This window comes from Escherichia sp. WS33 (genome assembly GCF_046486385.1).
Lineage (GTDB): Bacteria > Pseudomonadota > Gammaproteobacteria > Enterobacterales > Enterobacteriaceae > ECMA0423.
Window position 1 is genome coordinate 26,472 of sequence record NZ_JBJQLJ010000009.1, and the last position, 25,955, is coordinate 52,426.

Genomic DNA, 25,955 nt, shown 5'->3' on the forward strand with positions numbered 1-25,955 from the left:
ATTTATTATGTTATGTTTTATGGTACGCTTTAAAAAGCGTAATCATACCCTTACTTGTAAATCACCGGCGCTTCTTACAGTTGTAAGAATAACATCACAAATGTCGCGACTCTCTCTGATTACCACGAATCAATATTTATCATATTCTTCTTTTCGTCCTCACTACTTACCATGCAGAAAGGAATTGGAAGTGGCGATGAAATGATTTTCAGCACTTGATACAGGATTTTAAAAATATCGAGTGCAGCTACGACGATATTTTGCGGGTTATTTATAGAAGATATTACGCCTTAAATAAACGCTAAATTAACACATATTTAATTAACTAATAGGTATTGCTATGTCAACTCCACTTCAAGGAATTAAAGTTCTCGATTTCACCGGTGTGCAATCTGGCCCATCTTGTACTCAAATGCTGGCCTGGTTTGGCGCTGACGTTATTAAAATTGAACGTCCCGGCGTTGGTGACGTAACGCGTCACCAGCTGCGAGATATTCCTGATATCGATGCGCTTTACTTCACCATGCTTAACAGTAACAAACGTTCTATTGAGTTAAATACCAAAACAGCGGAAGGCAAAGAGGTAATGGAAAAGCTGATCCGCGAAGCTGATATCTTAGTCGAGAACTTTCATCCAGGGGCCATTGATCACATGGGCTTCACCTGGGAGCATATTCAAGAAATCAATCCACGTCTGATTTTTGGTTCGATCAAAGGGTTTGATGAGTGTTCGCCTTATGTGAATGTAAAAGCCTATGAAAACGTTGCTCAGGCAGCGGGTGGCGCGGCATCCACTACGGGTTTTTGGGATGGTCCGCCGCTGGTAAGCGCTGCAGCGTTGGGTGACAGCAACACCGGAATGCATTTGCTGATCGGTTTACTTGCTGCTTTGCTGCATCGCGAAAAAACGGGGCGTGGGCAACGAGTCACCATGTCAATGCAGGATGCCGTATTGAACCTTTGCCGCGTGAAATTACGTGACCAGCAGCGTCTCGATAAATTGGGTTATCTGGAAGAATACCCGCAGTATCCGAATGGTACATTTGGTGATGCAGTTCCCCGCGGTGGTAATGCAGGTGGTGGCGGTCAGCCTGGCTGGATCCTGAAATGTAAAGGCTGGGAAACCGATCCTAACGCCTATATTTATTTCACTATTCAGGAGCAAAACTGGGAAAACACCTGTAAAGCCATCGGCAAACCAGAATGGATTACCGATCCGGCATACAGTACAGCCCATGCACGACAGCCACATATTTTCGATATTTTTGCTGAAATCGAAAAATACACTGTCACTATTGATAAACATGAAGCGGTGGCCTATTTGACTCAGTTTGATATTCCTTGTGCACCGGTTTTAAGTATGAAAGAAATTTCACTTGATCCCTCTTTGCGCCAAAGTGGCAGTGTTGTTGAAGTGGAACAACCGTTGCGTGGAAAATATCTGACCGTTGGTTGTCCAATGAAATTCTCTGCCTTTACGCCGGATATTAAAGCTGCGCCGCTATTAGGTGAACATACCGCTGCTGTATTGCAGGAGCTAGGTTATAGCGACGATGAAATTGCTGCAATGAAGCAAAACCACGCCATCTGATATTAACGGGGGCTTCTGGCTCCCAATTTATAAAAATTTCGAGGTTATTAATCATGTCAGATCAACTTCAAATGACAGATGGTATGCATATCATCGTTGAAGCATTAAAACAGAATAATATTGACACTATTTATGGTGTTGTAGGTATTCCTGTGACGGATATGGCACGCCATGCCCAGGCGGAAGGCATTCGTTATATTGGTTTTCGTCATGAGCAGTCGGCAGGCTATGCCGCTGCGGCAAGCGGTTTTCTTACCCAAAAACCGGGGATCTGCCTGACAGTTTCTGCGCCAGGATTCCTCAATGGTTTGACCGCATTGGCCAACGCAACGGTAAATGGTTTTCCGATGATCATGATTAGCGGCTCCAGCGACCGCGCGATCGTCGACCTACAGCAAGGTGATTATGAAGAGCTGGACCAAATGAATGCGGCAAAACCGTATGCCAAAGCAGCATTTCGCGTTAATCAGCCGCAGGATCTTGGCATTGCATTGGCACGCGCTATCCGGGTCTCTGTATCGGGTCGCCCTGGCGGAGTTTATCTTGATTTGCCAGCAAATGTCCTGGCCGCGACGATGGAAAAAGACGAAGCGTTAACCACGATTGTTAAAGTTGAAAATCCATCGCCAGCATTATTGCCATGCCCGAAGTCAGTCACTAGCGCAATTTCGCTTTTAGCAAAAGCTGAACGGCCATTAATTATCCTTGGCAAAGGCGCGGCGTATTCACAAGCTGATGAACAGCTTCGTGAATTTATTGAAAGTACTCAGATTCCATTCCTGCCAATGTCTATGGCGAAAGGGATCCTTGAAGATACGCATCCACTTTCTGCGGCAGCTGCGCGTTCGTTTGCCCTGGCAAATGCTGACGTTGTCATGCTTGTTGGTGCACGACTGAATTGGTTATTGGCACACGGTAAAAAAGGATGGGCGGCAGATACACAGTTTATTCAACTGGATATTGAACCGCAGGAAATTGACAGCAACCGCCCCATTGCTGTGCCAGTCGTTGGTGATATTGCATCCAGTATGCAAGGTATGCTGGCAGAACTGAAACAAAACACATTTACGACTCCACTGGTATGGCGCGATATTTTAAATATCCACAAGCAGCAAAATGCACAAAAAATGCATGAAAAATTAAGTACAGATACTCAACCATTAAATTACTTTAATGCATTAAGTGCTGTGCGCGACGTATTGCGCGAGAACCAGGATATTTATTTAGTTAATGAAGGTGCAAATACCCTGGATAATGCACGAAATATTATTGATATGTATAAACCACGTCGTCGTCTGGATTGTGGTACCTGGGGTGTCATGGGCATCGGTATGGGCTATGCCATCGGTGCTAGCGTGACTTCTGGTTCTCCGGTTGTCGCCATTGAAGGTGATAGTGCTTTTGGTTTCAGTGGGATGGAAATTGAAACGATTTGTCGATATAACCTGCCGGTGACGATCGTTATTTTTAATAATGGCGGCATCTACAGAGGAGACGGTGTTGATCTCAGTGGCGCTGGTGCACCATCACCAACGGATCTGTTGCACCATGCAAGGTATGACAAATTAATGGATGCGTTTCGTGGCGTTGGCTATAACGTCACCACGACAGATGAACTTCGTCATGCTTTAACCACCGGTATTCAGTCGCGCAAACCGACCATTATTAATGTGGTCATCGACCCTGCAGCAGGAACTGAAAGTGGCCATATTACCAAACTTAACCCAAAACAAGTCGCTGGTAATTAAATACTGACATCGTCTCCTCTTGCCAACTCATTATGCGATGGTGAGGGGACCCTTATCGGAAATACTATTATGCTAACATTTTTTATTGGCGATTTATTGCCTATTATCGTAATCATGCTGTTGGGTTATTTTAGCGGCAGACGAGAAACATTTTCAGAAGATCAAGCTCGGGCATTTAATAAACTGGTATTAAACTACGCGCTTCCTGCGGCTCTATTTGTATCTATTACTCGGGCAAACAGGGAAATGATTTTTGCGGACACTCGTCTGACCCTTGTATCACTTGTGGTTATTGTCGGATGTTTCTTTTTCTCCTGGTTCGGTTGCTACAAATTTTTTAAACGTACCCATGCAGAAGCAGCTGTATGTGCATTAATTGCAGGTTCACCTACCATTGGATTCCTGGGGTTTGCAGTTCTCGATCCTATTTATGGTGATTCCGTATCAACAGGTTTAGTGGTAGCAATTATTTCTATTATTGTTAACGCAATTACTATTCCTATTGGTCTGTATTTGCTGAATCCTTCCTCAGGAGCGGATGGTAAGAAGAATAGTAATCTGAGCGCATTAATTTCTGCGGCAAAGGAGCCAGTTGTATGGGCACCTGTTCTGGCAACGATCCTGGTGTTGGTTGGGGTAAAAATTCCGGCAGCATGGGACCCAACCTTTAATCTGATTGCGAAGGCTAACTCAGGGGTAGCGGTATTCGCTGCGGGGTTGACTCTGGCTGCACATAAATTCGAGTTCAGTGCCGAAATTGCTTATAACACCTTCCTGAAGCTGATTCTGATGCCACTGGCGCTGCTTCTCGTTGGTATGGCATGTCATTTGAACAGCGAACATTTGCAGATGATGGTACTGGCAGGCGCATTACCGCCGGCATTCTCCGGAATCATTATTGCCAGCCGGTTTAATGTCTACACCCGCACTGGTACAGCGTCATTGGCTGTGAGCGTACTGGGTTTTGTCGTCACGGCTCCCTTGTGGATTTATGTCAGTCGACTGGTTTCATAATTAATCATGTTATTGATTTTACATAAATGCCGAAGTGTCTTTTCACCTTCGGCTTTTTTCAAGGCATAAGCAAATGACAAATAATGAAAGCAAAGGGCCGTTTGAAGGCTTATTAGTTATCGATATGACACATGTCCTTAATGGACCTTTCGGAACTCAACTTCTTTGTAATATGGGCGCAAGGGTAATTAAAGTTGAGCCACCAGGTCATGGTGATGATACCCGCACATTTGGTCCCTATGTGGATGGACAGTCACTCTATTACAGTTTTATTAATCATGGCAAAGAGAGTGTGGTTCTTGATTTAAAGAATGATCACGATAAAAGTATATTTATAAATATGCTCAAACAAGCTGATGTATTAGCTGAGAATTTTCGCCCAGGTACAATGGAAAAACTGGGGTTTTCATGGGAAACGCTTCAAGAAATCAACCCGCGCCTCATATATGCTTCATCGTCAGGTTTCGGACATACCGGTCCGCTAAAAGATGCTCCTGCCTACGATACCATCATTCAGGCAATGAGCGGGATAATGATGGAAACAGGATATCCTGATGCTCCGCCAGTGCGCGTTGGTACATCTCTTGCGGATCTATGCGGCGGTGTCTATTTATTCAGCGGAATAGTGAGTGCACTTTATGGCCGCGAAAAGAGCCAGAGAGGGGCGCATGTCGATATAGCGATGTTTGATGCCACGCTGAGTTTTCTGGAGCATGGTCTGATGGCATATATCGCGACAGGGAAGTCACCACAACGTCTGGGAAATCGCCATCCCTACATGGCACCTTTTGATGTTTTCAATACTCAGGATAAGCCGATTACGATTTGTTGTGGTAATGACAAGCTTTTTTCTGCGTTATGCCAGGCACTGGAGCTTACGGAACTGGTTAATGATCCCCGATTTAGCAGCAATATTTTACGCGTACAAAACCAGGCTATTCTTAAACAATATATTGAGCGGACGTTAAAAACGCAGGCAGCTGAAGTTTGGTTAGCCAGAATACATGAAGTTGGTGTACCCGTCGCGCCGTTATTAAGTGTGGCTGAGGCCATTAAATTGCCACAAACTCAGGCAAGAAATATGTTGATTGAAGCCGGGGGAATAATGATGCCGGGTAATCCGATAAAAATCAGCGGCTGCGCGGACCCGCATGTTATGCCGGGAGCGGCAACGCTCGACCAGCATGGGGAACAAATTCGCCAGGAGTTCTCATCATAAATGTAAGATGTGCTGGTAAATAGCTCCCACATTTGAACATTGTGGGAGCCGCTATTTAGTCATTTTTCTGACAGAAAACAGCAATCTCCTGGTCCAGCTCTGCAATGTGTTCTTTTACAGAGTTCAGCAACTGAAGAATTTCAGGCTTACTGTCATCTGAAACAGGTGTTATTTCTAACTGATGGCTAATATTAATCAACTTTTGCAAATTCAGGATGTTAGCCGCACCGTGGATGCGATGAATACACTGATGGAAAGTTCTGTTATCGCCAGCTTCTAGTGCTTGAAACGCAGCGGGTAGATCTTTATGCGTTTCATGCTGGAAAGTCATGAGAATCTCCTGCATCAGTTGTAGATCGTTCGCCGTATTATTTTTCAGGGCTTCGATATCAAGGTGGCGATACTGAGGTGCAATATGCGCAACCTGGTGTAACTGACTTAAATGTGTTTTCAGTACATCCAGGGTCAACGGTTTGAACAAACATAAGTTCATGCCGCAACTTAACCCTTTTTCACGTTCGTTAGCCTGTGCGTTGGCTGTAAGCCCCCAGATGGGTAAGGAAGAATTTTGCTCACGGAGTTTGCGAGTCAACTCAAAACCATCCATATTCGGCATATTAACGTCAGTAATAAGCAGATCATAATGTTGCATACTGACTTTGTGTAGCGCTTGCACACCATCAGTGGCTTCATCAACATCATATCCTAATAGATTTAGCTGGCGTTTGAGTAATAGCCTGTTGGTCGGATGATCATCCGCGATTAATATGCTCAACTTTTCAGGTAGTGTGATGGGGTGTTCTGCTTTTGCCTCGATAGTCGCCACTTGCTGGCTAATTTCTACCGGGATTGTGATCGTAAATGTTGTTCCTATGCCTGGATGACTTTCTAATGACAAATCGCCCTGCATATTTTTAATTAATTCTTTGCAGATCATTAAGCCTAAGCCAGATCCTGTTTGCTGGCGACCTGCACTTGTTTGGCTGTAGCGTTTAAAGAGTTGTTGTTGTTCTTCCTGCGATAATCCACTTCCAGAATCCATAATCGTCATTTTGATAACAGCGTGGTTGTCATCAATGTGAACCAGGGAGGTCGTAATTTTTACTGCCCCCTCGGTGGTAAATTTGAGAGCATTGCTCAGTAAATTTGATAAGACCTGCTTAAACGCCTGAGGGTCGATCTTAACCAGGTAATGATCAGGAAATGTACTGCTGCAACTTAATGCGATCGATTTGCTTGCAGCAATCGCACCGAAAGAGTGACAAGTGTTCTGGACTAAAGTAGGGATATCGACCCATTGTGGTTGAAGTTGATAGTTACCCGATTCAATTTTGTCGACATCAAGGATTTCACCAATTAAGCCGAGGAGTGATTGTCCGGTGGCGTAGGCAAGTGAAATCGCCTCCACCCGTTGCTCCTTGCTAAGACCAGAACCCGACAGAAGTTCCAGGAAGCCCATAATAGAGCTTATTGGTGTTCTTATTTCGTGACTCATCGTTGCCAGAAACTGACTTTTTGCTACGGTAGCCTTTATCGCTTTATTTTTTTCTACCTCGAGTGCATTAATTAGATCACGCGTTTCAGTAATATCTTGCCAACCACAAATATATACTGCATTGTCACTTGCAGGAAGATTGCATAATGTATGCCAGTGATTAATGCATCTTTTCTCGATGCCATTATCAATTTCAAATACCTGTGTGTATATTGTTCGATTTTCTTTCGTTTCTGCTGTGACTTCATGCGCATTAGAAAAAACATCTTTAAAGGGTGAGTCACTGTTTTCTAATGGTAACATTGCATTTTTGTAGTAATCCGCAGTGAAATAATGTTCAAAAGCACTATTATGACTAATGACATTACCTTGCCAGTTTACAACATAAGTTGGATTCGGTAAGGAATCCGAGAGTGCTTTTCGGAATGATATTTGGTTTTCTAAATCACCCTGAATGACTTTACGACGACGAACTGAGCGTAACAGGTAGAATCCCCATAAAAGGCTACTGCCAACTAATAAAACGGATAATGTCGTAACAATATAAAATTGCTCGCTATATAGGTCCCATGTGTCAATGGTCACATTGGGCATTTTAATCCATTTTTCCGTCAGGCGCAGAACTTCGCTTGGGGGAATTGCATTCAGTGCTTTATTAATAATATCCTTAAGTTCCGGTTCTCCGCGAGGAAAAGCGAACGAAAGCGATGCATTCGGAACGCCAGGAATAAGAAAATGATAAAGTTCATTAGGATAGTAATGATCGATCATGTAACGCGAATTTAACTGTGTCGCGACCAGAGCATCAAGTTCACCTTCCTTAACCTTGTGAAATGCAGCGCTGGCATTATCGACCTGTATCCATTCAACCTCCGGATACATCTCTTTTAATTGCGAATGCAGCTCATAATAATATGGAATGGCAACTTTCATTCCTTTTTTTAATGTTTGTTCACTGTCAGGTGCTTTTTGCATGACAAAAACGTATGGCGTTGTTATGAAAGCTTCTGCAAATGAAACATTATTTTCTCGATCTTCACTATAAATAGCGCCAGGTATTATATCCCATCCACCGGGGTTAAGCTGTGTTCCGGCATGGATATTGTGTGAAACGGTGATCGGAGAAAAATTTAAACCTGTTTGCAAGGTAATAATATTAAGAATATCCCCCATAACGCCCCGAACCGAGCCATTTTCATCCGTCATAGAATAGGGAGGAGAGTAAGGATTTTCCAGCACCTTTAAATCGGGATGTTGCTTAATCCACTGTTTTTCATGTTCAGTGAGTTCTAATGGTTTGTTCAGAAAGGCCAGGTTTCCTGTATCAAGCCAATTTTGTGAAACTTCATAGCGAACTTCATTTGTTAAAGCATCAACAAATCTATTGAGTACTTCATTAAGAATGACGGATTCTTTTCTGGTCAAGAAAAAATTATATTGACGCGGCGAGTTATAATATTTCACTACATTTAAGGAGTGAGTGAAATAGCGGGAAATCATACTGCTGGTAATGATGTTACTACCAATAAAGTAATCATTCTGTCCGGCTGATACGGATGCTAATGCCTGATATAAATTTGTAAAAGAGATAATTGTTGCTTTTGGAAACGATTGATGAATTACCTCGTCTGGGGGGTAATTTGCTACCCGAGCAATATTTACTGGTTTTGGTGAGGTAAGCGGTCGCATTGAGTCGTGAAGGGTGGTTACCAGCGCCGGAAAGGTAATTATCAATGGTTTGGTTGCAGCAATGTCACTATTAAGAGGCGGCGAAGTAACTAAATGTGATAACACTATATCGACTTCACCTTCTGCAAGCGCGTCCATTGCTTTTTGATGATCGGCGTATTCCCGGAGTGTTAATTTGATATTTAACGCTCTTTTTAAAAGATTTAAATAATCAGCATTAATACCACGAACCTGTTGCTGCGAATCGGTATGCAACAAGGTAGCCGTTTGGGACTTGTGTACTGCAATCACAAGATTTTTTTTGCTCGCTAACCAACGTAATTCCTTGTTGCTCAGACGTACTGGATCAAGTGTGACACGGTTGTTACTACTGATGCCACGATATTCGATGTAATCTTCGTCTGCGAAACTTATGGTCGACCAAAGACCACAACAGAGAAGAAAAAAATAGGGTAAAAACTTCATGTGATTAGCCGATTTTGTTACGTTGCGCGAATGTGTAAAGATCCATCAGTGATTTACATTCTAATTTTTCCATCAGGCGACTTTTATAAGTGCTGACAGTTTTGTTGCTGATGAACATTTTTTCAGCAATGTCATTATTATCCTTGCCATCAAGAATATACCGCATGACACTAATTTCTTGTTTCGATAAGGAGTCGAGTTTTTGCTGGTCGGACGTTAAACTTCCAACAAACCGGTTGAGAGAGAAGGGGAAATAGCAGTAGCCATTTTTTGCAGCTTCAATAGCCGCAATGATATTGTTCATGCCTTCTTTTTTACTCACGAATCCATTAGCGCCAGCATCAGCACAATGTTTCCCGTAAAAATGGTCATTTTTAGCGGAGACAATAATAATAATTCCGCTATATTGGCGCTTCCTCAGCGTTTCTAACACCTGGATACCGTTAACTCCGGGGATATCGACATCAATGATGACGATATCAGGCTTAAGTGTTTCCACCCGCTGAACGGCGCTTCCCCCTTCAGTCAACTCCGCTAAGATTTCAATATCGTTTTTGATCAATAAATTACGAATTGCTGCGATAGCAAGAGGATGGTCATCAATAATTATTGCGTTCATAGATTATTCCCTTTGCAATGAAGCATCTCCCTTCTCCCTGTAGTAATACAGACATAAGGCGTCATCTCATTTTCTCAATAAAAATAAGAAAATCTGAGCTTCCTTTAAGATAATTCGACAAGTATACCATATAAATAGTCGGCATAAATGAAATGTCAACAATAAAATCAGGGATTATACCGATGATTTATAGTTTCAAGTTAGCACTATAAGTCTTCTCACTAATCCTACAGGCGTAAGAATTGTATTGCAAAAGCCACGGTTTAGTCCTCTGTTGTTTTTTTTGCACCTCATTTAAATTAGGCCTCCAACGTTCCTGGGATAATGTGCAACACATGCACTGTGTTTGATATGAAGAATGAATGCTCTTTTCATTCAATTCATAAATTTCATCTATGAGAAATGAGAGATAATAGTGGAACAGATTAATTCAAATAAAAAACATTCTAACAGAAGAAAATACTTTTCTTTATTGGCGGTAGTTTTATTTATTGCGTTTTCAGGTGCCTATGCCTATTGGTCAATGGAATTAGAAGACATGATTAGTACAGATGACGCCTATGTCACGGGGAATGCAGATCCAATTTCTGCACAAGTCTCAGGTAGTGTCACTGTCGTTAATCATAAAGATACGAACTACGTTCGACAAGGTGACATTTTAGTTTCACTGGATAAAACTGATGCCACTATCGCACTCAATAAAGCTAAAAATAATCTGGCAAATATTGTTCGGCAAACGAATAAACTATACTTACAGGATAAACAATACAGTGCCGAAGTCGCTTCAGCACGTATTCAGTATCAACAATCTTTAGAAGATTATAACCGTCGAGTGCCGTTAGCGAAGCAGGGGGTTATTTCAAAAGAAACGCTGGAGCATACCAAAGATACGTTAATAAGTAGCAAAGCGGCATTGAATGCCGCTATCCAGGCTTATAAAGCGAATAAAGCTTTAGTAATGAACACACCATTAAACCGTCAGCCACAAGTCGTTGAAGCGGCGGATGCAACTAAAGAAGCCTGGTTGGCGCTTAAACGTACGGATATTAAGAGTCCGGTTACCGGCTATATTGCCCAGCGAAGTGTTCAGGTCGGCGAAACAGTGAGCCCCGGACAATCGTTAATGGCTGTCGTACCGGCACGTCAAATGTGGGTTAATGCCAACTTTAAAGAAACACAACTCACGGATGTACGGATTGGTCAATCGGTCAATATTATCAGCGATCTTTATGGTGAAAATGTTGTGTTTCATGGTCGGGTGACAGGGATCAATATGGGAACCGGCAATGCGTTCTCCTTATTACCTGCACAAAATGCGACAGGGAACTGGATCAAAATCGTTCAGCGTGTACCGGTTGAAGTTTCTCTTGATCCAAAAGAACTCATGGAACATCCCTTGCGTATTGGTTTATCGATGACAGCAACTATTGATACGAAGAACGAAGACATTGCCGAGATGCCTGAGCTGGCTTCAACCGTGACCTCCATGCCGGCTTATACCAGTAAGGCTTTAGTTATCGATACCAGTCCGATAGAAAAAGAAATTAGCAACATTATTTCGCATAATGGACAATTTTAATGGCAATCACTAAATCGACTCCGGCACCATTAACCGGTGGGACGTTATGGTGCGTTACTATTGCATTGTCATTAGCGACGTTTATGCAAATGTTGGATTCCACTATTTCTAACGTCGCAATACCGACAATATCTGGCTTTCTGGGAGCATCAACAGACGAAGGCACCTGGGTTATCACCTCGTTTGGCGTAGCAAATGCCATTGCGATCCCTGTTACCGGCAGGCTGGCACAAAGAATAGGCGAATTAAGGTTATTTTTACTTTCAGTCACTTTTTTTTCGCTGTCTTCCTTAATGTGTAGTTTATCGACCAATCTTGATGTGCTGATATTTTTTAGAGTCGTTCAGGGATTAATGGCGGGGCCGTTAATTCCACTGTCACAGAGTTTATTATTAAGGAATTATCCACCAGAAAAAAGAACATTTGCTCTGGCATTATGGTCAATGACCGTGATTATCGCTCCGATATGTGGGCCGATATTGGGCGGTTATATTTGCGATAACTTTAGCTGGGGTTGGATATTTTTAATCAATGTCCCTATGGGGATTATCGTCCTGACATTATGCTTAACCTTACTTAAAGGAAGAGAAACTGAAACTTCACCGGTCAAAATGAATCTACCAGGACTGACCCTGTTAGTGCTCGGTGTTGGTGGCTTGCAAATTATGCTTGATAAAGGGCGCGATCTGGATTGGTTCAACTCGAGTACAATAATAATATTAACAGTAGTATCAGTTATTTCTCTGATCTCTTTAGTCATTTGGGAGTCGACCTCAGAGAACCCGATTCTTGATCTCAGTTTGTTTAAGTCCCGTAACTTCACCATTGGTATTGTGAGTATCACATGCGCGTATTTATTTTACTCTGGAGCGATCGTCCTTATGCCGCAGTTACTCCAGGAAACGATGGGGTATAATGCGATATGGGCCGGACTTGCTTATGCGCCCATCGGCATCATGCCACTATTAATTTCACCTTTGATAGGACGTTATGGCAACAAAATAGACATGCGGTTGTTAGTGACATTTAGTTTTTTGATGTATGCGGTTTGCTATTACTGGCGTTCTGTGACATTTATGCCAACGATTGATTTTACAGGCATCATTTTGCCACAGTTTTTCCAGGGATTCGCCGTTGCCTGTTTCTTTTTACCCTTAACAACGATTTCGTTTTCAGGCTTGCCAGATAATAAATTTGCCAATGCCTCGAGTATGAGTAATTTTTTTCGTACCTTGTCAGGATCAGTTGGTACGTCGTTGACAATGACGCTGTGGGGACGACGCGAATCGTTACACCATAGTCAGTTGACAGCAACCATCGATCAATTTAACCCCGTGTTTAATTCATCGTCACAAATTATGGATAAATATTATGGTTCGCTTTCAGGAGTTCTTAATGAAATTAATAATGAAATAACCCAGCAGTCACTTTCTATTTCTGCAAATGAGATTTTCCGTATGGCGGCTATTGCTTTTATCTTACTTACGGTTTTGGTTTGGTTTGCGAAACCGCCGTTTACAGCGAAAGGCATTGGGTGATGATAAAAGGAGGGGGTTATAGCGGGTAAGACCGGGGATCTTAAGTCTGCGCCATCGGCAGCATCGCTCACCCAGGGAAAGGATTGCGATGCTGCGTTGAAACGTTATTAACGGCCTTTTGCCAGATATTGATTCATCTCTTCTTCCGGCACCATTCCACCTCCCGTCGCCCACACCAGATGAGTGGCATTACGCAATTGTTCTGCGCTGAAACCGTGCATCTGTTGGTAACTTACTGATGCACACACGCGCTGAGGTCCGGCCATACCCGCCAGTGCTGAAGGTTCAAGACGAATACCTTCTTCCTGCGCCAGCCAGCCAAGCATGTCATACATGGTTTGATCGCTAAGGGTATAGAAGCCATCCAGCAGACGCTCCATTGCCCGCCCGACAAAGCCTGATGCGCGACCAACTGCAAGGCCATCCGCTGCGGTAAGGTTGTCGATACCAATATCCTGAACAGAAATCTGATCGTGTAATCCTGTATGGACGCCTAACAACATACAAGGGGAGTGCGTTGGTTCGGCAAAAAAGCAGTGAACATGATCGCCAAACGCCAGTTTAAGCCCGAATGCGACGCCACCAGGACCACCGCCAACACCACACGGCAGATAGACAAACAGAGGGTTATCAGCATCGACGATACGGCCTTGCTGGGCAAATTGCGCTTTAAGACGCTGGCCAGCGACGGAATACCCAAGGAACAACGTGCGGGAATTTTCGTCATCAATAAAGAAACAGTTCGGGTCAGACTGCGCTGCTTTACGTCCTTCCTCGACGGCAACACCATAATCTTGCTCATATTCCACGACCGTAACGCCATGGCTGCGCAGTTTCGCTTTTTTCCATGCCCGGGCATCAGCAGACATATGAACTGTCACCTTAAAGCCAATGCGGGCGCTCATAATGCCGATTGATAACCCCAGATTTCCGGTTGAGCCCACAGCAATGCTGTATTGGCTAAAGAACTGTTTAAACTCCGGAGAAAGCAGTTTGCTGTAGTCATCATCAAGCGTCAGCAACCCCGCTTCCAGAGCCAGTTTTTCTGCGTGTGCCAGGACTTCATAAATCCCGCCGCGTGCTTTTATGGAGCCGGAAATGGGCAAATGGCTATCTTTTTTCAGTAACAGTTGCCCGCTGATCGGTTGCTGATATTCTTTTTCCAGCCGTTTTTGCATAGCTGGAATGGCAACCAGTTCTGATTCAATAATCCCCCCAGTGGCAGCAGTTTCAGGAAATGCTTTTGCCAGATAGGGTGCAAAACGGGATAAGCGCGCATGGGCGTCCTGAACATCCTGTTCGGTCAGGCCAACATAAGGTAAACCTTCAGCCAATGAGGTCGTGCCAGGATTAAACCAGGTGGTTTCTTTAAGAGCAACCAGATCCTTTACCAACGGATACTGGGCGATGAGCGAGTTCATTTTAGCGTTTTCCATAGTACGTCTCTTTGCGCTTAGATGATAAATGACAGCAGGAATGTGCCCGCCAGAGCGACGACTGAAGCGATAAATGTCGCTGTCGTATAGTATTTAAATGTTTCATTGAGCGTAGCGCCGCAATATTGCTTCACTAGCCAGAAAAGCGAGTCCGTAACGATCGTGCAGCCAATTGCACCTGAACCGATAGCAATCGCAATAATTTCCGGGCTGATGTCGGGATACAGCGGCAGCACAATGATCCATATTTATATTTTCTTCTCCAGGTTGGCGATGCCAGTTGGCATGTTTTACTTACTTGCCTATATGGTTACTCGTTGGCGAGAACAGAGGCGGAATTGGGGACAATTGTCCGGGAATTATTGTTATTTTTTATTGTATTGCTGTGTCAGGTGATAGGGCGTTGGATCTCGCCAGTGACGTCTGTTTCTGCTACAGTGCCCGTTTTACGGCAAACGGCTTGGGTATGGCTTCATTAAAGGATGTCGCACGCCTGGCGGGAGTGTCGATGATGACAGTCTCCCGGGTGATGCATAATGCAGAATCTGTGCGTCCTGCAACGCGTGACCGCGTATTGCAGGCAATCCAGACCCTGAATTATGTTCCTGATCTTTCCGCCCGTAAGATGCGCGCTCAAGGACGTAAGCCGTCGACTCTCGCCGTGCTGGCGCAGGACACGGCTACCACTCCTTTCTCTGTTGATATTCTGCTTGCCATTGAGCAAACCGCCAGCGAGTTCGGCTGGAATAGTTTTTTAATCAATATTTTTTCTGAAGATGACGCTGCCCGCGCGGCACGTCAGCTGCTTGCCCACCGTCCGGATGGCATTATCTATACTACAATGGGGCTGCGACATATCACGCTGCCTGAGTCTCTGTATGGTGAAAATATTGTATTGGCGAACTGTGTGGCGGATGACCCAGCGTTACCCAGTTATATCCCTGATGATTACACTGCACAATATGAATCAACACAGCATTTGCTCGCGGCGGGCTATCGTCAACCGTTATGCTTCTGGCTACCGGAAAGTGCGTTGGCAACAGGGTATCGTCGGCAGGGATTTGAGCAGGCCTGGCGTGATGCTGGACGAGATCTGGCTGAGGTGAAACAATTTCACATGGCAACAGGTGATGATCACTACACCGATCTCGCAAGTTTACTCAATGACCACTTCAAATCGGGCAAACCAGATTTTGATGTTCTGATATGTGGTAACGATCGCGCAGCCTTTGTGGCTTATCAGGTTCTTCTGGCGAAGGGGGTACGAATCCCGCAGGATGTCGCCGTAATGGGCTTTGATAATCTGGTTGGCGTCGGGCATCTGTTTTTACCGCCGCTGACCACAATTCAGCTTCCACATGACATTATCGGGCGGGAAGCTGCATTGCATATTATTGAAGGTCGTGAAGGGGGAAGAGTGACGCGGATCCCTTGCCCGCTGTTGATCCGTTGTTCCACCTGATATTATGTTAACCCAGTAGCCAGAGTGCTCCATGTTGCAGCACAGCCACTCCGTGGGAGGCATAAAGCGACAGTTCCCGTTCTTCTGGCTGCGGATAGATTCGACTACTCATCACCGCTTCCCCGTCGTTAATAAATACTTCCACGGATGATGTATCGATAAATATCCTTAGGGCGAGCGTGTCACGCTGCGGGAGGGGAATACTACGGTAGCCGTCTAAATTCTCGTGTGGGTAATACCGCCACAAAACAAGTCGCTCAGATTGGTTATCAATATACAGCCGCATTCCAGTGCCGAGCTGTAATCCGTAATGTTCGGCATCACTGTTCTTCAGCGCCCACTGCAACTGAATCTCAACTGCTTGCGCGTTTTCCTGCAAAACATATTTATTGCTGATTGTGCGGGGAGAGACAGATTGATGCTGCTGGCGTAACGACTCAGCTTCGTGTACCGGGCGTTGTAGAAGTTTGCCATTGCTCTCTGATAGCTCGCGCGCCAGCGTCATGCAGCCTGCCCATCCTTCACGTTTTGAGGGCATTGGCGATTCCCACATATCCATCCAGCCGATAACAATACGCCGACCATCCTTCGCTAAAAAGCTTTGTGGTGCATAAAAGTCATGCCCGTTATCAAGTTCAGTAAAATGCCCGGATTGTGCAAAAAGTCGTCCTGGCGACCACATTCCGGGTATTACGCCACTTTGAAAGCGATTTCGGTAACTGTATCCCTCGGCATTCATTCCCTGCGGGGAAAACATCAGATAATGCTGATCGCCAAGGCTGAAAAAGTCCGGACATTCCCACATATAGCTTTCACCCGCATCAGCGTGGGCCAGTACGCGATCGAAGGTCCATTCACGCAACGAACTGCCGCGATAAAGCAGGATCTGCCCCGTGTTGCCTGGATCTTTCGCCCCGACTACCATCCACCATGTGTCGGCTTCACGCCACACTTTAGGATCGCGGAAGTGCATGATTCCTTCTGGTGGAGTGAGGATCACACCCTGTTTCTCGAAATGAATACCATCCCGACTGGTAGCCAGACATTGTACTTCGCGAATTGCATCGTCATTACCTGCACCATCGAGCCAGACGTGTCCGGTGTAGATAAGTGAGAGGACACCATTGTCATCGACAGCACTACCTGAAAAACACCCGTCTTTGTCATTATCGTCTCCTGGCGCTAACGCAATAGGCTCATGCTGCCAGTGGATCATATCGTCGCTGGTGGCATGTCCCCAGTGCATTGGCCCCCAGTGTTCGCTCATCGGATGATGTTGATAAAACGCGTGATAACGATCGTTAAACCAGATCAGGCCGTTTGGATCGTTCATCCACCCGGCAGGAGGCGCGAGGTGAAAATGGGGATAGAAAGTGTTACCCCGGTGCTCATGAAGTTTTGCTAGGGCGTTTTGCGCCGCATGCAATCGAGATTGCGTCATTTTAATCATCCTGGTTAAGCAATTTTGGTGAATTGTTAACGTTAACTTTTATAAAAATAAAGTCCCTTACTTTCATAAATGCGATGAATATCACAAATGTTAACGTTAACTATGACGTTTTGTGATCGAATATGCATGTTTTAGTAAATCCATGACGATTTTGCGAAAAAGAGGTTTATCACTATGCGTAACTCAGATGAATTTAAGGGAAAAAAATGTCAGCCAAAGTATGGGTTTTAGGGGATGCGGTCGTAGATCTCTTGCCAGAATCAGACGGGCGCCTACTGCCTTGTCCTGGCGGCGCGCCAGCTAACGTTGCGGTGGGAATCGCCAGATTAGGCGGAACAAGTGGGTTTATAGGTCGGGTGGGGGATGATCCTTTTGGTGCGTTAATGCAAAGAACGCTGCTAACTGAGGGAGTCGATATCACGTATCTGAAGCAAGATGAATGGCACCGGACATCCACGGTGCTTGTCGATCTGAACGATCAAGGGGAACGTTCATTTACGTTTATGGTCCGCCCCAGTGCCGATCTTTTTTTAGAGACGACAGACTTGCCCTGCTGGCGACATGGCGAATGGTTACATCTCTGTTCAATTGCGTTGTCTGCCGAGCCTTCGCGTACCAGCGCATTTACTGCGATGACGGCGATCCGGCATGCCGGAGGTTTTGTCAGCTTCGATCCTAATATTCGTGAAGATCTATGGCAAGACGAGCATTTGCTCCGCTTGTGTTTGCGGCAGGCGCTACAACTGGCGGATGTCGTCAAGCTCTCGGAAGAAGAATGGCGACTTATCAGTGGAAAAACACAGAACGATCGGGATATATGCGCCCTGGCAAAAGAGTATGAGATCGCCATGCTGTTGGTGACTAAAGGTGCAGAAGGTGTGGTGGTCTGTTATCGAGGACAAGTTCACCATTTTGCTGGAATGTCTGTGAATTGTGTCGATAGCACGGGGGCGGGAGATGCGTTCGTTGCCGGGTTACTCACAGGTCTGTCCTCTACGGGATTATCTACAGATGAGAGAGAAATGCGACGAATTATCGATCTCGCTCAACGTTGCGGAGCGCTTGCAGTAACGGCGAAAGGGGCAATGACAGCGCTGCCATGTCGACAAGAACTGGAATAGTGAGAAGTAAACGGCGAAGTCGCTCTTATCTCTAAATAGGACGTGAATTTTTTAACGACAGGCAGGTAATTATGGCACTGAATATTCCATTCAGAAATGCGTACTATCGTTTTGCATCCAGTTACTCATTTCTCTTTTTTATTTCCTGGTCGCTGTGGTGGTCGTTATACGCTATTTGGCTGAAAGGACATCTAGGGTTGACAGGGACGGAATTAGGTACACTTTATTCGGTCAACCAGTTTACCAGCATTCTATTTATGATGTTCTACGGCATCGTTCAGGATAAACTCGGTCTGAAGAAACCGCTCATCTGGTGTATGAGTTTCATCCTGGTCTTGACCGGACCGTTTATGATTTACGTTTATGAACCGTTACTGCAAAGCAATTTTTCTGTAGGTCTAATTCTGGGGGCGCTATTTTTTGGCTTGGGGTATCTGGCGGGATGCGGTTTGCTTGATAGCTTCACCGAAAAAATGGCGCGAAATTTTCATTTCGAATATGGAACAGCGCGCGCCTGGGGATCTTTTGGCTATGCTATTGGCGCGTTCTTTGCCGGCATATTTTTTAGTATCAGTCCCCATATCAACTTCTGGTTGGTCTCGCTATTTGGCGCTGTATTTATGATGATCAACATGCGTTTTAAAGATAAGGATCACCAGTGCGTAGCGGCAGATGCGGGAGGGGTAAAAAAAGAGGATTTTATCGCAGTTTTCAAGGATCGAAACTTCTGGGTTTTCGTCATATTTATTGTGGGGACGTGGTCTTTCTATAACATTTTTGATCAACAACTTTTTCCTGTCTTTTATGCAGGTTTATTCGAATCACACGATGTAGGAACGCGCCTGTATGGTTATCTCAACTCATTCCAGGTGGTACTCGAAGCGCTGTGCATGGCGATTATTCCTTTCTTTGTGAATCGGGTAGGGCCAAAAAATGCATTACTTATCGGAGTTGTGATTATGGCGTTGCGTATCCTTTCCTGCGCGCTGTTCGTTAACCCCTGGATTATTTCATTAGTGAAGTTGTTACATGCCATTGAGGTTCCACTTTGTGTCATATCCGTCTTCAAATACAGCGTGGCAAACTTTGATAAGCGCCTGTCGTCGACGATCTTTCTGATTGGTTTTCAAATTGCCAGTTCGCTTGGGATTGTGCTGCTTTCAACGCCGACTGGGATACTCTTTGACCACGCAGGCTACCAGACAGTTTTCTTCGCAATTTCGGGTATTGTCTGCCTGATGTTGCTATTTGGCATTTTCTTCTTGAGTAAAAAACGCGAGCAAATAGTTATGGAAACGCCTGTACCTTCAGCAATATAGACGTAAACTTTTTCCGGTTGTTGTCGATAGCTCTATATCCCTCAACCGGAAAATAATAATAGTAAAATGCTTAGCCCTGCTAATAATCGCCTAATCCAAACGCCTCATTCATGTTCTGGTACAGTCGCTCAAATGTACTTCAGATGCGCGGTTCGCTGATTTCCAGGACATTGTCGTCATTCAGTGACCTGTCCCGTGTATCACGGTCCTGCGAATTCATCAAGGAATGCATTGCGGAGTGAAGTATCGAGTCACGCCATATTTCGCTATCAGGATTCTGTGTGATGGTTACATCGCCCGGCCCAGGGCTGTTTAGTCATCAGCGCTTTCTGACAGTGCTGAGATTTCAACCTGTTGCAGTAAAAATGAGTAGATATAAGGCAAGTGTGCTGCCAAACCCATCTTTTACGGGGTGAAGGTAGATTTCGTTTGAAGGGTATCTGGTGTCCCCTGCAGGAATCGAACCTGCAATTAGCCCTTAGGAGGGGCTCGTTATATCCATTTAACTAAGAGGACAATGCGGCATGAGTATACCCGCTAATGGACTGCGGGGTAAGTACGCTGCCGCTCGATTGCTTAAACCCTCGCCATTTATGCTGGGTTTTTATCATTTTTCTTAATGTTTTCCGCACGTTCTGCTTTTTGGCGTGCTTCTGCTTTACGCTTGTTGCTCATGTCGTTACGAATCTGTGCATGACTCATTAACGCGAAGATAAAGGTGCCGCCGCAGATGTTCCCCGCTAAAGTAGGTAGTGCGAAGGGCCAGATGAAATCGCTCCAGTGCAGCGTGCCGTTAAACACCAGATAGAGGATTTCAACAGAACCGACAACGATGTGGGTGGTGTCACCCAGTGCAATAAGCCAGGTCATCAATATAATCACCACAATCTTTGCCGCACCCGCAGCAGGAAACATCCAAACCATAGTGGCGATCAGCCAGCCGGAAATGATCGCGTTGGCAAACATCTCGCTGGGGGTGTTCTTCATCACATCCATGCCGATTTTGACAAATGCATCGCGAGTTTCTTCATTGAAGATAGGCATATATTCAAATGCCCATGCAGCAATACCTGTCCCGAGAATATTACCCAGCAGCACGACGCCCCATAATCGCATAAGTAAGCCGACGTTGCTCATTGTCGGTTTTTGCATGACGGGTAGTACCGCAGTCACGGTGTTTTCGGTAAATAATTGCTGGCGGGCCATAATGACGATAATAAAACCAAAGGTATAACCGAGATTCTCCAGTAAGAAGCTGCCTGGCACTCCTTCCAGTTCGACATGAAATATCCCTTTTGCCAGTAGCGAAGCGCCCATCGACAGACCCGCCGCAATGGCTGACCACAGTAGCGCCATTGCGTCGCGTTCCAGCTCTTTTTCACCATCCTGGCGGATATGCTCATGAATTGCCATCGCCCGGGAGGGGAGTCGATCTTCATCTATTTCTATTTTTTTGCCGCGCTCTTTTTCTTCGCTCTCAACTTCAATTTCGTCGCTGTGTTGAGCAATTTTGTCGTTGTCCATGGTCTCTTCTCTTGAATTAGCACGTATAGCTAAAGCGTAGCGGCTTTTTTGCTCGCAACTGGCGGGAGTTACTCTGAAAATGTAGAAAAGGCTGCGTTTGCCTTTTTCTGTTTCTATAGAATCAAGTAGCCTACAGGGCGGCGATTACCAGGCTATGATCAAATCAGCAAATCAGGGCGTCTGGACATCAGTTGACGTGCTGTTACAATCGCCCACACCTAAACAGGCGGATACGGTATCGTTCCGTCATGGATGGCAAACTGCATAAGCCATAAAAAAACAGGGAGACATTTATGAAGCTTCGCCTGTCGGCGCTTGCTCTGGGAACTACGCTTCTGGTGGGGTGTGCGAGTTCCGGTACAGATCAGCAAGGGCGTTCTGACCCGTTAGAAGGGTTCAACCGCACCATGTACAACTTCAACTTCAACGTATTAGACCCGTATATTGTTCGACCGGTCGCTGTCGCCTGGCGTGATTATGTTCCGCAACCGGCGCGTAATGGTTTGAGCAACTTTACTGGCAACCTTGAAGAACCTGCGGTGATGGTTAACTACTTCTTGCAGGGCGACCCTTATCAGGGGATGGTCCACTTTACCCGCTTTTTCCTGAACACCATTTTGGGGATGGGCGGCTTTATTGATGTTGCAGGGATGGCGAACCCGAAACTGCAACGGACTGAACCTCACCGCTTCGGTAGTACGCTTGGTCATTATGGCGTGGGTTATGGGCCTTACGTTCAGTTACCGTTCTACGGTAGCTTCACGCTGCGTGATGACGGTGGTGATATGGCGGATGGTCTTTACCCGGTTCTTTCCTGGCTGACCTGGCCGATGTCTGTGGGTAAATGGACGCTTGAAGGGATCGAAACCCGCGCTCAGCTGCTGGATTCCGATGGTCTGCTGCGTCAGTCGTCCGATCCTTATATTATGGTGCGCGAAGCGTACTTCCAGCGTCATGATTTCATCGCTAATGGCGGCGAACTCAAACCGCAGGAAAATCCGAACGCACAAGCGATTCAGGATGATTTAAAAGATATTGATTCTGAATAAGAAACAAATAAAAAAGGTGAGTCGCAATACTCACCTTTTTTGTTGTTATCCCTCAATTACCACAAGTAAAAGGAGATAAACCGACAATGACCCGGACGTAATGATGTAAAAATACTGATGTTCGTCACTGACTATTTCCGATATTCAGGCGTTGAAAAATCAAAAAACTGGAAAAATAATTTTAAATATCATCAAAATTAACACCTGGCGCAGATAGTTGATTAATTTCATTTTGATATTTCGCCTGGCGATTTTGAAGTCTTTTTTCAACGTTATCTTCGAGATCCTTAAAGTCTTTGTATTTATTTTCAGGATGGTCAACGTCAACTTTGTTAGCGAATAAATTAGAAATTGTTTCTTTTACATTGTCGCGTCTAAATTTTGCATCGTCCACTTGAAAATTATATCTTATTGCTCGACCTAAACGTTTAAAAACTTCGTTAGGTTCTCTCAGTCTTTCCCCGTTGAGCTCGTTTACAACCTGATGATCGGAACCTGTTGCAAATGATTCTGCCATGATAGCTTTACTGCTTTCAAACCACGCTGAAGCATTCCTGGCTTTTTCACTACAATATTGGGTGAGACTATCACCATTAATACGAATTCCTCTTTGAATGTGGTAGTCGTCCTGATCGTAGTAACCGAGAGATAAGTAATCATTTCCGTTTTTATTTTTAATTACAATAGCGAGAGAGTCGCCTTTTTTATCTTTACCGTACCAGGTAAATAAGTCCGTTGGTTCGCTATTCCCGCTCTCATCAAATTCCGTTACCGTATGTCTGAGTTTGTGTGATATCTTATCGAAGATAAAACCAGGATCTCCATCATATATTTCTTTTAATGCGCTGAAGATCATTTCCTTGTTATTGATATCATGAGTCTTCTCAACTATGTTGTCATTAATGATAGTACGGACGAGTTCTTTGTCTTTATAGTTCGCAGGTAATTCTATTGGTTCTTGGTTGTCGATACCAATAGTAATATGGTCTGTATCATTGGAGCCAATATCAATATAAGTAACTGAGGAATTATTAATATTAAATCTATAAGGATCGTCGTTTACTCGTATGGCGTTTTTTATAAGCTCAAGTAGATGTTTAATACAGGTGCTTATTCCTTCCTTACCATTAAAAAGGTTTTTGAGCTCTTGTACTAATCCATTAACTTCATCATTGTTATTTTCATTAATGGATTCTGGGTAAGTTGCGCTGGTATTGTTGATTGAAATAGATGGTAGCATGATTTTATTCCATTTTGATTGATTTGTTACAAATATATATTACCTAATGAAATAGACTATCAAAAAACGCTCATTTATTTAGAACCTATCTTTAATTTGAGTGTATGAGCGCACAATAGCCAGGGGGGGGTGAGTATCCTGGAAATTCAGAAAAGTAAACTCTTTGAGAAGGACGAGCAGAACGCCTGAAAATATGCCTTTCCCTTCAGATTTGTCTGTGGATACCGCTTATTGATTTGAAAGGGCAAGCTGCCATCAGGCTGTTTGCAAAACTCAGGAGGTAAGCAATGAGGACACTACTTTCGGTGAAGTGGGGGAGTTAAAGTCACCTGCTATGCAGGTGACTTTATCCAGGCGAACGTGTTATCAGAACGCGTAGTTAAAGTTAGTACCGAACAGCCAGGCTTTACCTTCAGACTCGAACTGGTATGGGCCTTCGTTAATTTTCACGCTCTGACCGTGCATATAAGAAACACCAACGTCGACTGAAGCATCTTTATTAAATGCGTAAGTCGTACCTGCACTCAGCCAGAAACGGTCCTGGTCCGGAATGGAGATAGAACGATTCTGAGCCGGAACTGGGCTGTCATCAAAGGCGATACCGGTACGGAAGGTCCAGTTATCATCGTAGTAATAAGTGGTACCCAACGCGATGCGGTAAGCATCTTTAAAGCCTTCATGTTTCTGGAACAGCGTGTCGCCACTGGTTGAGGTCGCTTTCAGCTGCTGGAACTGACTCCAGCTGGTGTAAGCCAGGCTATAGTGAATCGCCCACTGTGGATCAACACGGTTATAACCTGACACTTCCCACATTTCAGGCAGGTTCAGCGTCAGATAACCCGATTGCGTTGCGCCACCTGTCGCGGTAGGAATTGGCAAACCGTAGTTATTAAACGCACGATTAAGATCGCTGCTGTAGTTACCTTTGAAGTCAATTTTCACTTCAGAACGGTAGGTCAGTGCATAGCGGTTATTTTTATCCAGTTCATACAGGATTCCGGCGTTCCAGCCAAAGCCCCACTGGTTACCGTTCAGATGAGCGATTTTGGTATTACTGTCGATACCGTTGGCGGTAGCTGCCAATGCTTGCCCTTGAGGAGTTTGCCCGGCAGGAGATTGCATAATCTGACCAGCAACCAACTGCCCCAGATCGCCTGCGAAACGTTCAATTTTCGCGCGAGCGTAGACGGCGTTGAAACCAAGACCAAAGCTCCATGCATTATTTAAGCGATACGCACCGCTTAAGTTCAGGTTCATGGTTTCAAGGTCAGTTGTACCCCCGACAGAGCCGCCTGCATAAGTATCATTAAACTCTGTTGCCAGACCATAGTTAGAGGTAATAGAAGCGCCCCAACCAAATTGGTCGTTAATCGGTGCAACAAAGTGCATGTTCGGAACCCATGCCGTAGGCGCGATGTTATCGGCTTTCAGGCTACGACCAGACGGAGACGTTCCGCTGATATTCACATCCGGGTCAATATAAACCGCACCCGCAGAAAATGTCGGGCGGTCAAACATGGTAATCAATGCGGGGTTACGGCTAACGTTACCTGCATCATCGGCAATTGCGCCTTCCCCTGAATAAGCCCGGCCCAGGCCAGAGGAAGAAAATTCGTTTAACTGAAAGCCTGCCGACCAGGCCTGGGTGGAGATAAGTGCCACTGCGACTGCGAGAGCAGACTTTGTAAACAGGGTTTTCTGGCTCATGACCATAACCTCAATGATTTATTTTTATACAAACTATGTTACGTGCTGTAACAGGAGCGCGAAGTGTAGGGTCTGAGGTACATCTTAGAAATCAGACCAGTGGCGAGAGTATAGGTCGGACCAGCTGGAATGTTGCAAGTATGTTTCCATCTTTTTTCAAATATGATCTAAGAAACGCGATCCAGCTGGCAAAATTTGGAGGTTGCGCACTCGCGGATTCGGGTGAATTTTGTTTTAGATCATTTTTAAGTGTGATTTCGGTCACTTATCCGATTTTGCAGAATTAACAACTGGAGCAGCACTTTCCGGAAGCGTAAAATATCCACAACGTTTATCTGGCACCTTGGGTGCACATACAGAGGAAATCAACGATGAGTAAATGTAGTGCTGATGAAACCCCGGTTTGCTGCTGTATGGATGTTGGCACCATTATGGACAACTCCGACTGCACCGCGTCTTACAGCCGCGTGTTTGCAAACCGCGCAGAAGCAGAACAAACGCTGGCGGCGCTGACTGAAAAAGCCCGTAGCGTGGAATCCGAACCGTGCAAAATCTCCCCGACTTTCACTGAAGAGTCTGACGGTGTGCGCCTGGATATCGATTTCACTTTTGCCTGCGAAGCTGAAATGCTGATCTTCCAGCTGGGTCTGCGTTAATTCCTCTCGGGTACGTTCGCCCCTGTCAGTTGCT

18 protein-coding genes, 1 tRNA gene and 1 pseudogene are annotated in these 25,955 nt (G+C 45.0%); 11 read left to right on the forward strand and 9 right to left on the reverse strand.

Annotated features, from left to right (window positions below; genetic code table 11):
- Window positions 1-340 precede the first annotated feature (340 nt).
- The 4 genes from frc to yfdE all read left to right on the forward strand — a co-directional run bounded on the left by frc (window position 341) and on the right by yfdE (window position 5,572).
- Window positions 341-1,591: a formyl-CoA transferase gene (gene frc / locus ACJHXA_RS09760; protein ID WP_000106759.1), complete on the forward strand. Its 1,251-nt coding sequence runs from the start codon at window positions 341-343 to the stop codon at window positions 1,589-1,591.
- A 53-nt stretch (window positions 1,592-1,644) separates the two neighbouring features.
- Window positions 1,645-3,339 carry an oxalyl-CoA decarboxylase gene (gene oxc / locus ACJHXA_RS09765; RefSeq protein ID WP_001283499.1) on the forward strand — a complete coding sequence of 565 codons (1,695 nt, stop codon included), beginning with the start codon at window positions 1,645-1,647 and terminating at the stop codon, window positions 3,337-3,339.
- Between the two features lie 69 nt (window positions 3,340-3,408).
- Window positions 3,409-4,353: a transporter YfdV gene (gene yfdV, locus ACJHXA_RS09770; protein ID WP_000955028.1), complete on the forward strand. Its 945-nt coding sequence runs from the start codon at window positions 3,409-3,411 to the stop codon at window positions 4,351-4,353.
- A 73-nt stretch (window positions 4,354-4,426) separates the two neighbouring features.
- The gene (yfdE, locus tag ACJHXA_RS09775; RefSeq protein WP_001296867.1) at window positions 4,427-5,572 is read left to right on the forward strand and encodes a CoA:oxalate CoA-transferase; all 1,146 of its coding nucleotides are present in this window, start codon (window positions 4,427-4,429) and stop codon (window positions 5,570-5,572) included.
- Between the two features lie 55 nt (window positions 5,573-5,627).
- Here yfdE and evgS read toward each other — a convergent pair whose 3' ends face one another.
- Together evgS and evgA are read right to left on the reverse strand one after the other, a co-directional pair.
- A complete protein-coding gene (evgS, locus tag ACJHXA_RS09780) occupies window positions 5,628-9,221 on the reverse strand; it encodes an acid-sensing system histidine kinase EvgS (RefSeq protein ID WP_001317243.1) in 3,594 nt (1,197 codons plus the stop codon).
- 4 nt (window positions 9,222-9,225) lie between these two features.
- Window positions 9,226-9,840 carry an acid-sensing system DNA-binding response regulator EvgA gene (evgA, locus tag ACJHXA_RS09785; protein ID WP_000991370.1) on the reverse strand — a complete coding sequence of 205 codons (615 nt, stop codon included), beginning with the start codon at window positions 9,838-9,840 and terminating at the stop codon, window positions 9,226-9,228.
- Between the two features lie 415 nt (window positions 9,841-10,255).
- On the opposite strand from evgA, the gene emrK reads away from it, so the two are divergent.
- The gene (emrK, locus tag ACJHXA_RS09790) at window positions 10,256-11,419 is read left to right on the forward strand and encodes a multidrug efflux MFS transporter periplasmic adaptor subunit EmrK (RefSeq protein ID WP_000435166.1); all 1,164 of its coding nucleotides are present in this window, start codon (window positions 10,256-10,258) and stop codon (window positions 11,417-11,419) included.
- Window positions 11,419-12,957, forward strand: a complete 1,539-nt coding sequence (emrY, locus tag ACJHXA_RS09795; RefSeq protein WP_001018713.1) for a multidrug efflux MFS transporter permease subunit EmrY — start codon at window positions 11,419-11,421, stop codon at window positions 12,955-12,957. Before emrK ends, emrY begins: the two co-directional genes overlap by 1 nt.
- 107 nt (window positions 12,958-13,064) lie before the next feature.
- On the opposite strand, the gene dsdA is transcribed toward emrY, so the two are convergent.
- Window positions 13,065-14,393 carry a D-serine ammonia-lyase gene (dsdA, locus tag ACJHXA_RS09800; RefSeq protein ID WP_000426426.1) on the reverse strand — a complete coding sequence of 443 codons (1,329 nt, stop codon included), beginning with the start codon at window positions 14,391-14,393 and terminating at the stop codon, window positions 13,065-13,067.
- A gap of 17 nt (window positions 14,394-14,410) precedes the next feature.
- Window positions 14,411-14,629 (reverse strand): annotated as a pseudogene (locus ACJHXA_RS09805) (D-serine transporter DsdX); the annotation flags it as partial.
- 230 nt (window positions 14,630-14,859) lie between these two features.
- On the opposite strand from ACJHXA_RS09805, the gene ACJHXA_RS09810 reads away from it, so the two are divergent.
- Entirely contained in the window at window positions 14,860-15,855 is a 996-nt protein-coding gene (locus ACJHXA_RS09810) for a LacI family DNA-binding transcriptional regulator (RefSeq protein ID WP_001315771.1), read from the forward strand.
- A gap of 7 nt (window positions 15,856-15,862) precedes the next feature.
- On the opposite strand, the gene cscA is transcribed toward ACJHXA_RS09810, so the two are convergent.
- A complete protein-coding gene (cscA, locus tag ACJHXA_RS09815; protein ID WP_000194515.1) occupies window positions 15,863-17,296 on the reverse strand; it encodes a sucrose-6-phosphate hydrolase in 1,434 nt (477 codons plus the stop codon).
- 215 nt (window positions 17,297-17,511) lie between these two features.
- Here cscA and ACJHXA_RS09820 point away from each other — a divergent pair, with 215 nt between their 5' ends.
- Both ACJHXA_RS09820 and ACJHXA_RS09825 read left to right on the forward strand, forming a co-directional pair.
- Complete coding sequence (locus ACJHXA_RS09820) at window positions 17,512-18,426, forward strand: aminoimidazole riboside kinase (RefSeq protein WP_001274887.1); 915 nt, start codon at window positions 17,512-17,514, stop codon at window positions 18,424-18,426.
- 71 nt (window positions 18,427-18,497) lie between these two features.
- The gene (locus ACJHXA_RS09825) at window positions 18,498-19,745 is read left to right on the forward strand and encodes an oligosaccharide MFS transporter (RefSeq protein ID WP_001197023.1); all 1,248 of its coding nucleotides are present in this window, start codon (window positions 18,498-18,500) and stop codon (window positions 19,743-19,745) included.
- 441 nt (window positions 19,746-20,186) lie between these two features.
- Here the strand turns inward: ACJHXA_RS09825 and ACJHXA_RS09830 are convergent.
- Both ACJHXA_RS09830 and ACJHXA_RS09835 read right to left on the reverse strand, forming a co-directional pair.
- Window positions 20,187-20,261 (reverse strand) — tRNA-Arg (locus ACJHXA_RS09830).
- A gap of 75 nt (window positions 20,262-20,336) precedes the next feature.
- The gene (locus ACJHXA_RS09835) at window positions 20,337-21,269 is read right to left on the reverse strand and encodes a formate/nitrite transporter family protein (RefSeq protein WP_160523144.1); all 933 of its coding nucleotides are present in this window, start codon (window positions 21,267-21,269) and stop codon (window positions 20,337-20,339) included.
- Between the two features lie 293 nt (window positions 21,270-21,562).
- Here ACJHXA_RS09835 and mlaA point away from each other — a divergent pair, with 293 nt between their 5' ends.
- Window positions 21,563-22,318, forward strand: a complete 756-nt coding sequence (mlaA, locus tag ACJHXA_RS09840) for a phospholipid-binding lipoprotein MlaA (protein ID WP_000776768.1) — start codon at window positions 21,563-21,565, stop codon at window positions 22,316-22,318.
- Between the two features lie 181 nt (window positions 22,319-22,499).
- Here the strand turns inward: mlaA and yfdF are convergent, their stop codons facing one another.
- On the reverse strand, window positions 22,500-23,558 hold the full coding sequence (gene yfdF, locus ACJHXA_RS09845) for a protein YfdF (RefSeq protein WP_000937838.1): 1,059 nt from the start codon (window positions 23,556-23,558) through the stop codon (window positions 22,500-22,502).
- A gap of 366 nt (window positions 23,559-23,924) precedes the next feature.
- Window positions 23,925-25,265 carry a long-chain fatty acid transporter FadL gene (gene fadL / locus ACJHXA_RS09850; protein WP_001296861.1) on the reverse strand — a complete coding sequence of 447 codons (1,341 nt, stop codon included), beginning with the start codon at window positions 25,263-25,265 and terminating at the stop codon, window positions 23,925-23,927.
- Between the two features lie 371 nt (window positions 25,266-25,636).
- On the opposite strand from fadL, the gene ACJHXA_RS09855 reads away from it, so the two are divergent.
- Window positions 25,637-25,921: a YfcZ/YiiS family protein gene (locus ACJHXA_RS09855; protein ID WP_000030901.1), complete on the forward strand. Its 285-nt coding sequence runs from the start codon at window positions 25,637-25,639 to the stop codon at window positions 25,919-25,921.
- Window positions 25,922-25,955: the final 34 nt, after the last annotated feature.

Excerpts from the sequence above, each read along its gene's own strand:
- frc (WP_000106759.1), top strand. The coding sequence starts at position 341 with ATGTCAACTCCACTTCAAGGAATTAAAGTTCTCGATTTCACCGGTGTG.
- oxc (WP_001283499.1), top strand. The coding sequence starts at position 1,645 with ATGTCAGATCAACTTCAAATGACAGATGGTATGCATATCATCGTTGAA.
- yfdV (WP_000955028.1), top strand. The coding sequence starts at position 3,409 with ATGCTAACATTTTTTATTGGCGATTTATTGCCTATTATCGTAATCATG.
- yfdE (WP_001296867.1), top strand. The coding sequence starts at position 4,427 with ATGACAAATAATGAAAGCAAAGGGCCGTTTGAAGGCTTATTAGTTATC.
- evgS (WP_001317243.1), bottom strand. The coding sequence starts at position 9,221 with ATGAAGTTTTTACCCTATTTTTTTCTTCTCTGTTGTGGTCTTTGGTCG.
- evgA (WP_000991370.1), bottom strand. The coding sequence starts at position 9,840 with ATGAACGCAATAATTATTGATGACCATCCTCTTGCTATCGCAGCAATT.
- emrY (WP_001018713.1), top strand. The coding sequence starts at position 11,419 with ATGGCAATCACTAAATCGACTCCGGCACCATTAACCGGTGGGACGTTA.
- dsdA (WP_000426426.1), bottom strand. The coding sequence starts at position 14,393 with ATGGAAAACGCTAAAATGAACTCGCTCATCGCCCAGTATCCGTTGGTA.
- ACJHXA_RS09810 (WP_001315771.1), top strand. The coding sequence starts at position 14,860 with ATGGCTTCATTAAAGGATGTCGCACGCCTGGCGGGAGTGTCGATGATG.
- cscA (WP_000194515.1), bottom strand. The coding sequence starts at position 17,296 with ATGACGCAATCTCGATTGCATGCGGCGCAAAACGCCCTAGCAAAACTT.
- ACJHXA_RS09820 (WP_001274887.1), top strand. The coding sequence starts at position 17,512 with ATGTCAGCCAAAGTATGGGTTTTAGGGGATGCGGTCGTAGATCTCTTG.
- ACJHXA_RS09825 (WP_001197023.1), top strand. The coding sequence starts at position 18,498 with ATGGCACTGAATATTCCATTCAGAAATGCGTACTATCGTTTTGCATCC.
- ACJHXA_RS09835 (WP_160523144.1), bottom strand. The coding sequence starts at position 21,269 with ATGGACAACGACAAAATTGCTCAACACAGCGACGAAATTGAAGTTGAG.
- mlaA (WP_000776768.1), top strand. The coding sequence starts at position 21,563 with ATGAAGCTTCGCCTGTCGGCGCTTGCTCTGGGAACTACGCTTCTGGTG.
- yfdF (WP_000937838.1), bottom strand. The coding sequence starts at position 23,558 with ATGCTACCATCTATTTCAATCAACAATACCAGCGCAACTTACCCAGAA.
- fadL (WP_001296861.1), bottom strand. The coding sequence starts at position 25,265 with ATGAGCCAGAAAACCCTGTTTACAAAGTCTGCTCTCGCAGTCGCAGTG.
- ACJHXA_RS09855 (WP_000030901.1), top strand. The coding sequence starts at position 25,637 with ATGAGTAAATGTAGTGCTGATGAAACCCCGGTTTGCTGCTGTATGGAT.